We start from the raw sequence: 11984 nt of genomic DNA, 5'->3' as shown, positions 1-11984 counted from the left end.
TCGCTAAATCAACGGGTACCATAAACAACAATCGTCTTACCATGCGCTGAAATCAGATGTTGATCTTCAAGCATTTTTAAAATTCTTCCAACGGTTTCACGTGAGCAACCAACGATTTGACCAATCTCTTGGCGGGTAATTTTTATTTGCATGCCATCGGGATGTGTCATAGCATCAGGCTGTTTGGTTAAGTTCAATAATGTTTGTGCAATACGACCAGCTACATCTAAAAAAGCTAAATTACTCACTTTTTCAGAAGTAACTTGCAATCGACTTGCCATTTGGCTAGCAAGTCGCATCAAAATATCTGGATTAACCTGAACCAATTGCTTAAATTTTTTGTATGAAATTTCGGCTACTTCACAACTGGTTTTTGCTTTGACCCAAGCACTACGTTCAGTTCCTTCTTCGAAAAGGCCTAATTCACCTAAAAATTGATTTTGGTTCAAATAAGACAAAATCATTTCATTACCTTCATCATCTTTGATTAATACCGCTACCGCTCCTTTTAAAATATAATAGAGAGTTTCGGCCTTTTCACCTTGATGTATAAGGGTGCTTTTAGCTGGATATTTATGAATATGGCAATGAGATAAAAACCACTCCAATGTTGTATCTGATTGCTGTTTACCAATCATTATTCCTTCCTCTCCATTCAAATTACTACGATAACACTATAACAAAGTTACTCAATAAATCCTATACTCGATAAAACGATTTTAATCATTATTTTATATATTTGATATCTATTGTTTCGTATAATTCAGACCAAAAAATTGCAGCCGAACCATCCATTAAATGAAGTTTTACATCATTAACTTTGTCTGCAAGAGATTTTTCTTGTTCTCCATAATCTGTACCTTCTCGTAAAACAAAGTATTCAATAAGATTAGTTAATGTATCAGGTTCTAGGGTTTGCCAAGGAATAATCATAGTTAGGTTAAGCCAGTTAACTTTTAATAGTTTATGGAAGCAAGATAATAATAAATAGTGTACATTAACGATTAAGTAAAAAAAACCACTCAATTGAGTGGTTTTGATTAGTTTCTTTAAAATCATTAACGTGCTTCAACTTGAATCATGAATCCTTGGATACCTGCTTTATAACCCGCTCCACCATTGAGAGAGCTATAATATGAGTTAGTAGTTGCTAATTGGATTACCCCCCATCCATTAGTTGCATCTGTGCTTACACCAAGCGCAGTGGTATTAAGCACATTTTTATCTGTTGAATTCGCGTCAACCCCGTCAGCAGTTCCTTTTAATGACCAAGTAAAGGTGTATGCTAATGATTGATCGGTATCTATCGACATGTCTGGATAGTTATTAGGATTACTTGCATTAGAGAACGTCCACACAGCAGCAATTAACTTATCGCCATATTTTGGAATTAAAGCAGGATCGGTTGTACCTGCACTAACACTATCACCAGCTAGGTTCTTATTCCAAATTGGACTACCAGTAGCAGCATCTACTTTAAAGATACCCAATTTGGTTGCATCTGATTCGATAGGACCGGTTGGGTTGTTTGCATCTGCATCACCTGGTCCATGATTATCGACGGTTGGAACGGGAGGAACATTAGAACTATGTTCAGGCTCAAGATTGGTTGTATTCCAAATATTACTAACCTGCAACCATTCATTTGCTTTTGGATCACCAAATGGAGTAACTTCTTGCAGTCTAAAACCAATGATTTGTGCACCAGCCATTTCCGATGTGATTTGAAAATAGATATGTCCGTCTTCACCAGTGTTCCTAGTTTGTGCGTTAACAGTGACTGGAACCCAAGTTGTGTCTCTAGCCGTTTTTTTAAAGACAGTTAATGAATTTGCTACGCTGTGGTCTGCATCGGTATCAAGGTCTCCATCGCTATCTTTTAATTTATAAAAAATATGAATATAATTTCCGACTTTTGCGCGCACTGTGTTACCAAGAGCTGTGGTTCCAGCTTCATCATTAGTGATACGAACAGTCAATAATCGTTGACGAACACCGTCTGGATGATAAATCGTCGGTGCATTACCCCTTATCGTTGCATGTGTATTTACTGGGCTAAAATCAGCATAGGCACTAGTTGCTGCATAGCCGGCTAAAAATACGCCTAGCGCTACTTTTTTAATTGAAAGATTTTTCATGTTTAACTTCCTATTTTCATTAATAAATTAACATGTTGTATTCTTATAACTACAACATTTTTATTGGTGTTTCAGTATAAACCATCTTCGACAACAAAAATTAATTTAATTTTTTCGTCGAAATTTGTAATTTAAATCCTTGGTCACCAGCACATGCTGGTGATATTGTTTGCTGGCTCAAATCATAATTTGCAAAAGCACCGTCTTCAGCTCCTGCGATAGGGGCTATACTTGTACCTCTCGTTGCGAAACTATTCAAATTATCAGGGATGGTATAATGCGCTTCCTGCCCCATACTTACATTAAACCACGGCCCATTAGGTTGTTCAATAAAGCTAGGCAAAGTAGTTGCGACGTTACTTGGACACGCCGAACTATTAGTGCCAACGAGTGACCAAAGAACAAATATATCGTTAATTTCCACCGTTTCGGTATCATCAATGAAAGCCTTAACAAAATATTCAGTGCCAACAGTCCAACCGTCAATACCTGGCTCTAAATTAAGATAAGATCCATTTTGTTTGGCAACTAAGGTGCCATCGGCTCGATAAACTTTAATGTAACCTGGTTCACCTCCGCCAAAATTAACCGATGCTTTATTAAAAGAAGTTCCATAACCATTTAAATTAATTGAAAAATCAACTATACCACTAAAGTTTGACGCAACATCCATGGTATAAGTGTCACCAAGCGCGGTAACTCCATATCCGGTTGCTGCATTGGCTGAAACATTTTCGCCCATTTTGACTTTTTCAAAAGACTTAACTATGACACAACGAGTTGAGCTAGGACATCTTCTTACATTACCAGACGTACCATCAATTAAAGCTATTTTTTTACCATTACTTGTTGCTGTCCATAAATTAACTACTGATGCTCCAAACGTGTTGTCTATGGATTCCATTAATGAATGGTCACTAAAACCAACATATCCATCACCAAAGTTGCCACTTTGTGTTGGCGTTGAAGGAGTGACCAAACTGGCTAATAGTGTTACATAAGTCAAACCATCAGCGGTATTGTCGACATAAGTTGATGGATTATGAAGTTCATCAATTACCCAGACACCTACTTTACGAATATCCAAATTAGGTAACACGTCAAATGAAACCGAATTAGACGTTGCAGTTTTACCTCTAGTATCCTTAACTGTCACAGCTAGAGAGTAAACTCCGTTAGTACTAGTTTGTAGTTTGTTACCATTTCCATCCAAATATTTAGGTGCAACAATTTTCCAATTTTTGACATCAGCTGGTGGCGTTAACCATGTAGAACTGGTACATGTACCTATCGCAGAACATAAAAAACCGCCGTTAAGGTCGATATCTTGCATACTACCTGACCAGACTACACTGGATACTCCTTTACCATGGCGAACACCTATAGATAAAGCATTAGTTGACCCTTCAACTAAATGAAGTGATTCCAGACCTAAATCAACAATCATTTGTTTTTCTTTATATTCAAGAACAATATAGTTATTACGATCAACCAAATCATATCGGCTGCCTTTTAAAGAACGCGCGGCTTGAACCATATTTGGATCCAACTGATCTTTTAATGGTGTTCCAATATGATAATTCATGGTCAACTCAGCTGATGTCGTTTTTTGACCACCTTGTCCTCGTTTATGTTGGGTTTTAATTGTGAATAATGGTACCGGCGTATAATCCAATCCAACCGTCAACGCTTTAGGATTTTTCTGTAAGTTATCTTTACCAAATAAAGCAACCTTATCACCATAGTATTGTTCATACATAAGTGATCCACCGAAATGAGGATATTGAGGCAAATACCCTTGAAAACGAATATCAAACCCTCTAGCTGCTCGTTCATAAAAATCTTCAAAATCTTTTGAATCTTTCCAATTAGATAACGGGTTATAGTAGTTAGCAGAAAATTTCATGTAATCAGTCCAAGCCTCAATACCAAGACCTAAACGATTATGTGATCGTTGGAAGTCATGATCAAGGAAGACGTTATAACCCAATAACCATTTATTGTTAGCTACATCCCAACGTTGACCAATACCAAAGTTGCCGATATGCCGATTTTTCTCATGTTCTTGGAATGATAATTGGGTAAATATCAATGTTTGTTCTGTATCAATCCAAGGGCTAAATAATTTAACGTTGACATTGCTCAATTCAGCCTTGTCACTTAAATCAAATTGTAACTGTGCTGTACCTAAGTGCCCTAAAAAATTTTGCGTGGCATCACGAACAGGAAGAATAACTTGTGAATTGATACTATTCCTAACATAATTTTCGGCATAATCTTTACCTTTATTCTTCAAATGCCCTGCAATACCACCATTTTCTGCTGAAGTAATATTTTTCCAATCTTGGGATGCAAGAGTTTGCAAAACGCTCGCCACTTGACTTGCTAACGCATCTTTATCCTTTTTTACATCATAACTATCATCAGAACCTAGTGTTGGTAAATTTGCGTATTTATCTTTTTTATCATTATTTGCAATAATCGCAGGTAATAAAGGTGAATTTTCAGGTAAAACTAAACGCTCATCAACTTTAACTATATCTCTTTTATCGAAACGACCTGCATTCATGGCGCGTAACTCAGAAATCGAAATATTGCTCAATAATGCAATTTGGTACAAACTTCGTTGTTGGTTATTCACCATTTCACGAACTTTTGTGCCATTTTTCAGTTCAATAATTTTATTGCTATCAATAGCATTTGTTAATTGTTGGGTATTAGTTGCATAAGCAAAATTCCAACTCAATGTAGCAATTACAAATGCTGGGATCACGCCTAAATTAAAATTCTTTTTCACCCTAGTCGTTCCTTATATTTCACCAACAAATAATACCAAGACACTATATTTACTCATATATTGCCGGAATGTTGATAAAGTTGTTATTATTAACTCTAGTGTTTTAGATATGCGTTTGGAATATTAAATATTGTTGCATATCAATTAAAACTTCTTTACAAAATAGTTAAATTCTATTGAATTTTATTACATAATTGTAATTTAGCAAAATGTTTTGTTGTTTTTTTTAATTTTTTTTGTAAAGGCTAGTTTTTTTTGATAATTATCAAATGTTTATATTTGGTTTTTTTCTACGAAAAAATTGGATTACTATTTGTTATTCGCAAAAATATTACTTTTTAGTAATAAAAAATCTGATAGTAGGCTGATCGTAGACTAGAATATTCATGAATGAACTTGCTAATTCAAATTCATTCATGGTTATTATATAGTAGGGTAGAAGATCAAAAAATTAATATTGACCTTCATTGTAAATTTCGAGATTTTCCGATTCTCTATTTGGTGGGATAGTTTTATTTTCTGCTCTATGGTGCTCTAAAGCATCAAAATAATTAGCATCAATTCCTTCAGTAATATATTTTCCATCGAAAACAGAGCATTCTAAATGATGAATTTTAGCGTTTTGTTCCCTAATGCAATCAATTAAATCTGAAAGGTCTTGAAATATTAGTTTATCTGCGCCAATTGCTGTTGCAATTTGTTCAACAGAACGATTGTAAGCAATGAGTTCACTAGCCACAGGCATGTCAATACCATATACATTAGGGTACCTAATTTCAGGAGCGGCAGAGGCTAAATAGACTTTTTTGGCGCCAACCGAGCGCACCATTTCAAGTATTTTTTCTGACGTTGTTCCGCGAACTATAGAATCATCAACTAAAAGGACATTTTTACCTTCAAATTCAATACGATTGGCGTTGAGTTTTCTTCTTACTGAAAGTTTTCGTTCCGCTTGGCCAGGCATAATAAAAGTACGACCAACATATCGGTTTTTAACAAATCCTTGACGATAAGGTTTATTTAATATTCTGGCAATTTCAAGCGCGGCATCACACGATGTTTCAGGAATAGGAATTACCACATCAATATCAATATCTTTCCATTCTCTAGCAATTTTTTGACCTAGTTTTTGCCCCATCAATATGCGAGATTGATATACCGAAACACCATTCATTAATGAGTCTGGACGAGCAAAATAGACATATTCAAAGATACAAGGATAATATTGAGGATTATTGGCACACTGTTTGGAGAAAAGTTGTCCATCTTGAGTAATATAGATAGCTTCACCTGGTTCTACATCGCGCATAAATTCAAAATCGAGAATATCTAAAGCAACACTTTCCGATGCAACCATATATTCTGTTTTCTGATTATCAATTACTTTTTTACCTATCACTAAAGGACGAATACCAAATGGATCACGAAATGCAACTAAACCATGTCCAATAATCATTGCAACACATGCATAAGCACCTTTAATAATTTGATGTACTTGATTGATAGCGGTAAAAATATTATCTGCAGTTAATGGATAAGTCGGGAATTTATCAAGTTCACTTGCAAAAATATTAAGTAATACTTCAGAATCAGAGCTAGTGTTAATATGACGCCTTGCTAATTCGAATACCTTATCACGTAACTGTTCAGTATTGGTTAAATTACCGTTGTGAGCAAGTGCAATACCATACGGTGAATTTACATAAAAAGGCTGCGCTTCAGAAGGACTAGAGCTACCGGCAGTAGGGTAACGAATATGCCCTATTCCTAAATTACCTTGCAGACGCAACATATGCTGTTCTTGAAATACATCTTTAACTAAACCGTTTGCTTTACGTAAGCGAAAGCGATTTTGTTCATCGATGGTCACAATTCCTGCGGCATCTTGCCCTCGATGCTGCAAAACAGTTAAAGCATCATAAATAGATTGATTAACTGTACTGCATCCTACAATACCAACAACACCACACATACCAAAGTTACCTCAAAATTATTTAACTAAAAATGAAGACGAATGTTGTATAAGATCAAAAAACCAACGAATAATAACATGAAAATGTGGAATTAATAGTGATTGCTCCCACTCTAAAGTTTGCGATAATGGAGTAAAGGTATCAACAAAAAAGAGCACAGCCGCCACAACTAAGATACCTCTTATTATACCTAAATAAACACCTAATACACGATCAGTACCGGATAAGCCTGTCTTTTGCACAAATTGTCCAATAATATAAGTAATAATTGAACAAACAATTAGTGTAGCGATAAATAAAATAGCGATAGCGACCGCAATACGAACGACATCACTATCAAAATAAGTTAAATAACGAGTAATGTACATGTAAAAACGACTGGCTATAAAAAAAGCTAGTACCCAGCTTATTAAAGATAACGATTCTTTAATAAAACCTCTAACGATACTAATCAGTGCAGATAAAACAATCACACCAATAATCGTATAATCAATCCAATTCATCATAATAACTCCTAGTTTTATATTAATATTTCTATTTAATTCCTGCACTTATAAAAAAGTAAAATAATTTTTAATTGGTAACAATCACACCTTTCAATTTGGTTAAATTATTTAAATCACTGATCAACTGCTCAGCTTGCTCTTTTTTAGCATAAGGACCGACTTGTAATTTTATTAATTGATCTTGCCCTGGATTGCTTGGAATAATGCTAACGTTATAATTATTTAATCTTAACAAAGCAACTAATTCTTCAATTTTTCTCTTATTTTTCAATGCACCAAGTTGAATCATATAAGTTTTATCTGATTGTTCAGGATTTGTTAAAGTATTTGGGGTTGATGGGCTATCAAAATTACCATCTACACTCTCGGGGGTAGCTAAAGGGCTGGTATATTGTGATGAATCGGGAGTATATAATTGCTCAGATCCATTATTCGAGCTTCTATTAATCACAGACTCATTTTTTGCAATAATATCTTGATTTTGTTCATTAACTACTTCTGGTTGTAAAATCGGTGTGGTAGACGGATGCAAATAGGATTTGTCAGTAATAATAATAGGTGCAACTATCGCAACGACTAACAAAAAAGTAGCAAAACCAACGAGTTGGTTTCTAACTTTATTTACAGCAATTTTAGTCTTTTTTCGATTAGTTTCCATGCTTACATTTGCCTAGTTGCCTAATTCATTTAAAACGGCAGATACGGTATAAAATGAACCACAAACGACAATAATATCATCTTCTTTTGCATCTTGCATGGCCTTTTGATATGCATCATAAACCGCTTCAAAGGTTGTTATATTTTTTTGACTATCATTTTGTAAATATTGCGCTAACACCTCAGCATTACATCCACGCTCACCATAAAGTGAAGCACAATACCATTGGTCAGCATTTAATAACGATAAGGTACTTTTAATATCTTTGTCTTTAAGCATACCTATAACAAATCTTACCTTGCCAATATGAGATTGTTTATTCTTTAAGAATTCTATTTGCTTAGCTAAATAGCTAGCTGCATGAGGATTATGGGCGACATCCACAATTACCATTGGTGATGTTTGTATAGTTTGAAATCTGCCGATTAAACTTGCTTTTTCAAGACCATCTTTGATTTGATTCTCAGTGATTGACAGAGAAGAATAACCTAGCGCGGCAATAGCAGTAGCGGCATTGGCTAAAGGTATTTTAGGAATAGGTAATTTATTGTACTGTTTTAGCGGAGATATAAACTGCCATGATGAATTATCAATTTTTTGATAAGACCAATCTTTATTTACAGCACATAAAGGACAATTCACGCTATTAGCAACATCTAAAATAGAGGGTGGTATTTCTGGCTCACCAACAACAGCAATACTTTTTGGTTTAAAAATACCGGCTTTTTCTCGACCAATACTTTCTCTTGTATTTCCCAAATATTCAACATGATCAATACCAATTGTGGTAATAATCGCGATATCAGCATCAATAATATTGGTGGCATCAAGTCTTCCGCCTAAACCAACCTCTAAAATCACCACATCTAATTGAGCATGTTTAAATTGATATAATGCAGCTAATGTTGCATATTCAAAATAAGTTAAAGAGATATCTTGTCTCGCCTTTTCAATCTCAACAAATGCATCAACGGTATCTTGTTCTTTTGACTCTTGATTATTTATTCGAACCCGTTCAGTAAAACGCAATAGATGAGGAGAACTATAAACCCCAACTCGTTTATTAGCAGCAAGTAATATCATCTCAAGCGTACGACAAGTCGTTCCTTTGCCATTAGTCCCCGCCACTGTGAAAACATAAGGTGCCGGTTGCAAAAGATCAAGCCTATCTGCGACTAATTTAACACGGTTAAGTCCTAAATCGATAGTAGTAGGATGTAACTGCTCCAAATAACAAAGCCATGTCTCAAGATCAGACATGGCATCAGGGGTTTTAATTAGCATGATTAATTAAATAGTCTCATCATTTACGATATTATCAAAAGGCACAGGGAGTTTCATTAATTTGGCTAATAAACCTGCAATTTTGGGGCGCATATCTCGACGATGAATAATCATATCAATTGCCCCTTTTTCGAGTAAGAATTCGCTACGTTGGAATCCCTCTGGTAATGTTTCCCTTACAGTTTGTTGAATTACTCTAGGACCAGCAAAACCAATTAATGCTTTAGGTTCAGCTATATTGATATCTCCGAGCATCGCTAAGCTAGCCGATACTCCTCCCATTGTTGGATCGGTCATAACTGAAATATATGGCAACCCTTCGTCTTGCATTTTGGCTAAGATAGCACTAGTTTTTGCCATTTGCATTAAGGAAAATAATGCTTCTTGCATTCGAGCGCCACCACTTGTTGAAAAACAAATTAACGGGCATTTATCTGCAATGGCTTGTTCAGCCGCTCGTGTAAATAAAGCCCCAACCACAGATGACATAGAACCACCAATGAAAGCAAACTCAAAACAGGCAACCACAACCGGAATACCCAGTAATGTTCCTTTCATTACTACCATAGCTTCTTTTTCATGGGTCTCTTTTTGAGCCGCAGTCAAACGATCTTTATATTTCTTAGTATCTTTAAATTTCAAAATATCTTTAGGAGCAAGTTCTGAACCAATTTCAACATCTGATCCTTCATCTAAAAAACGATATAAGCGAACGCGGGCAGGAATATGCATGTGATGATCACATTTCGGGCAAACTTCTAAATTACGGTCAAGTTCTGCTTGATAAATAACTTGCTCACAATTACTACATTTGGTCCAGACACCTCCTGGAATATTCGCTTTTTTATGATCTGACGATATATTATTTTTACTCAGAATTTTTTCAATCCAGCTCATTATAATTCTCTCATTCGGTACTCTTTTTCAATTAACGACACATTGTATAATACTTTGCAATAATTCTTAATAGTTGTTTTTATTTTTATCGCAATTTGGAAAAATTTATTAAATAGATTAGCAATTTTTTAAAAATATTGTTGTTTGTTACTTAAAAAAATTTGATTTAAAACAAAACACAATAAACACGGTTGATTATTTTAATTTAACATTTTTCAATAAAAATATATTTAATATGACCTTAAAAAATTATTGGTATATAATTAACTGAGAATCGTTTTCCATTTTTTAGATATAAGGGGTTATCGATGGACAAGGAAAAATCAGCCGCACCATCATTTCAAGATGTACTAGAATACATTCGTTTGTCACGCCGTTTAAATAAGTTAAAACGCGAAATTTCAGATAACGAAAAAAAAATTCGTGACAACCAAAAGCGTGTGCTATTACTTGAAAATTTAAGTGATTACATTAAACCTGATATGACTTACGAAGAACTGCAAGCTATTATTGCTAACATGAAGAGTGATTATGATGATCGTGTTGATGATTATATAATCAAGAATGCTGAAATCTCTAAAGAAAGACGCGAAATCAGCAAAAAAATGCGTGGTTACCGTTCTAATTAACTTTCTTCGCATAACGCCCTTTTTAAGAGGGCGTTATTATTTTATCGGCAATAAATTATTAACCGCCAGCAAGTTTAACTTTAAATCCTTTATCTTCTAATAATGATTTAAGTAGTTCACGTTTGTCGCCTTGGATTTCAATTTTGCCATCTTTGGCTGAGCCTCCACAACCACAACGCTTTTTAAGATCAGCGGCTAATTGCATCAATGAAGAATCGTCCAAATCAAATCCTTCAATAACGCATACCCCTTTACCTTTACGACCCGCTGTTTGACGTGAAATACGGATTATACCATCACCTTTAATACGAGGCTTAGTAGCCTGTTTAGGAATAATTCGACCCTGTTCAGTTGAATAAACAATTGCGTTATCAGACATTGTTATTAGCTCTTGGATACATCAAGGGTTGATAAAATAGCTTGCAATGCTTTAGCTGGTTCTTCGGCTTGAGTAATCGGACGGCCAATCACCAAATAATCAGAACCGGCTGCTTGTGCACGTTGAGGCGTCATAATACGGCGTTGATCATCTGCGGTTGATCCTGCAGGGCGAATACCTGGTGTAACTAATTTAAATTCACTGCCAAGTCGCGTCCTAAAGCTTTGTACTTCTTTAGCTGAACAAACAACACCATCAAGCCCACAATTCTTAGCAAGCAATGCTAACCTTGTTGCTTGTTCTAATGGTGATGAATTAATCCCTATTTCTTTAAGATCTGTAGATTCCATGCTAGTTAATACCGTTACGGCAATTAACATAGGTGCATCTTTACCATATTGATAAAGAGCATCTTTTGCTGCTTCCATCATCCGAACGCCACCACTAGCATGAATATTGGTCATCCAAACACCTAAATCGGCGGCGGCAGCAACTGCCTTCGCGACCGTATTAGGGATATCATGGAATTTAAGATCCAAAAAAATATCAAATCCTTTTTGTTTGGTTTTTTTTATAAAATCAGGACCAGCATGAGTAAATAATTCTTTGCCAATTTTAAGACGGCAATCTTTGGGATCAACTCGATCGATAAAATTCCATGCTGACTTAGTATCAGAAAAATCAACTGCAACAATAATTGGAGATGACATAACTTATTTGTTC

Annotated in this window: 12 protein-coding genes; 1 reads left to right on the top strand and 11 read right to left on the bottom strand. The window is 35.2% G+C overall.

The features are described 5' to 3' along the window. Positions 1 to 8: 8 nt before the first annotated feature. The 9 genes from crp to accD all read right to left on the bottom strand — a co-directional run bounded on the left by crp (position 9) and on the right by accD (position 10253). Complete coding sequence (gene crp, locus DKK79_RS02040; protein ID WP_034884167.1) at positions 9 to 641, bottom strand: cAMP-activated global transcriptional regulator CRP; 633 nt, start codon at positions 639 to 641, stop codon at positions 9 to 11. An 85-nt stretch (positions 642 to 726) separates the two neighbouring features. Continuing rightward, the gene (locus DKK79_RS02035) at positions 727 to 933 is read right to left on the bottom strand and encodes a YheU family protein (RefSeq protein WP_034884169.1); all 207 of its coding nucleotides are present in this window, start codon (positions 931 to 933) and stop codon (positions 727 to 729) included. A gap of 125 nt (positions 934 to 1058) precedes the next feature. Next, positions 1059 to 2138: a hypothetical protein gene (locus tag DKK79_RS02030; protein ID WP_110422631.1), complete on the bottom strand. Its 1080-nt coding sequence runs from the start codon at positions 2136 to 2138 to the stop codon at positions 1059 to 1061. 100 nt (positions 2139 to 2238) lie between these two features. Beyond that, entirely contained in the window at positions 2239 to 4935 is a 2697-nt protein-coding gene (locus tag DKK79_RS02025; protein ID WP_220018980.1) for an inverse autotransporter beta domain-containing protein, read from the bottom strand. Between the two features lie 451 nt (positions 4936 to 5386). Further along, complete coding sequence (gene purF / locus DKK79_RS02020; protein WP_110422630.1) at positions 5387 to 6907, bottom strand: amidophosphoribosyltransferase; 1521 nt, start codon at positions 6905 to 6907, stop codon at positions 5387 to 5389. 18 nt (positions 6908 to 6925) lie between these two features. Further along, positions 6926 to 7411, bottom strand: coding sequence for a CvpA family protein (locus DKK79_RS02015; RefSeq protein WP_034884177.1), 486 nt, complete (start codon positions 7409 to 7411; stop codon positions 6926 to 6928). A 70-nt stretch (positions 7412 to 7481) separates the two neighbouring features. Next, positions 7482 to 8072 carry an SPOR domain-containing protein gene (locus DKK79_RS02010; RefSeq protein WP_110422629.1) on the bottom strand — a complete coding sequence of 197 codons (591 nt, stop codon included), beginning with the start codon at positions 8070 to 8072 and terminating at the stop codon, positions 7482 to 7484. Positions 8073 to 8084: 12 nt separating this feature from the next. After that, positions 8085 to 9356 carry a bifunctional tetrahydrofolate synthase/dihydrofolate synthase gene (gene folC, locus DKK79_RS02005; protein WP_110422628.1) on the bottom strand — a complete coding sequence of 424 codons (1272 nt, stop codon included), beginning with the start codon at positions 9354 to 9356 and terminating at the stop codon, positions 8085 to 8087. Between the two features lie 6 nt (positions 9357 to 9362). Beyond that, a complete protein-coding gene (gene accD / locus DKK79_RS02000; RefSeq protein ID WP_110422627.1) occupies positions 9363 to 10253 on the bottom strand; it encodes an acetyl-CoA carboxylase, carboxyltransferase subunit beta in 891 nt (296 codons plus the stop codon). A gap of 308 nt (positions 10254 to 10561) precedes the next feature. Here accD and tmaR point away from each other — a divergent pair, with 308 nt between their 5' ends. After that, a complete protein-coding gene (gene tmaR / locus DKK79_RS01995) occupies positions 10562 to 10882 on the top strand; it encodes a PTS system regulator TmaR (RefSeq protein WP_034884162.1) in 321 nt (106 codons plus the stop codon). Positions 10883 to 10940: 58 nt separating this feature from the next. Here tmaR and yciH read toward each other — a convergent pair whose 3' ends face one another. Together yciH and pyrF are read right to left on the bottom strand one after the other, a co-directional pair. Further along, positions 10941 to 11261, bottom strand: coding sequence for a stress response translation initiation inhibitor YciH (yciH, locus tag DKK79_RS01990; RefSeq protein WP_110422626.1), 321 nt, complete (start codon positions 11259 to 11261; stop codon positions 10941 to 10943). A 5-nt stretch (positions 11262 to 11266) separates the two neighbouring features. Further along, positions 11267 to 11971 (bottom strand): orotidine-5'-phosphate decarboxylase, encoded by a 705-nt coding sequence (pyrF, locus tag DKK79_RS01985; protein WP_110422625.1) that lies wholly within the window; start codon positions 11969 to 11971, stop codon positions 11267 to 11269. Positions 11972 to 11984: the final 13 nt, after the last annotated feature.

The sequence above is a fragment of the Gilliamella apicola genome (genome assembly GCF_003202915.1).
GTDB classification, from domain to species: domain Bacteria; phylum Pseudomonadota; class Gammaproteobacteria; order Enterobacterales; family Orbaceae; genus Gilliamella; species Gilliamella apicola_Q.
The sequence above is the reverse complement of the archived record's forward strand: the minus strand, read 5'-3'. Positions and strand labels throughout refer to the sequence as shown.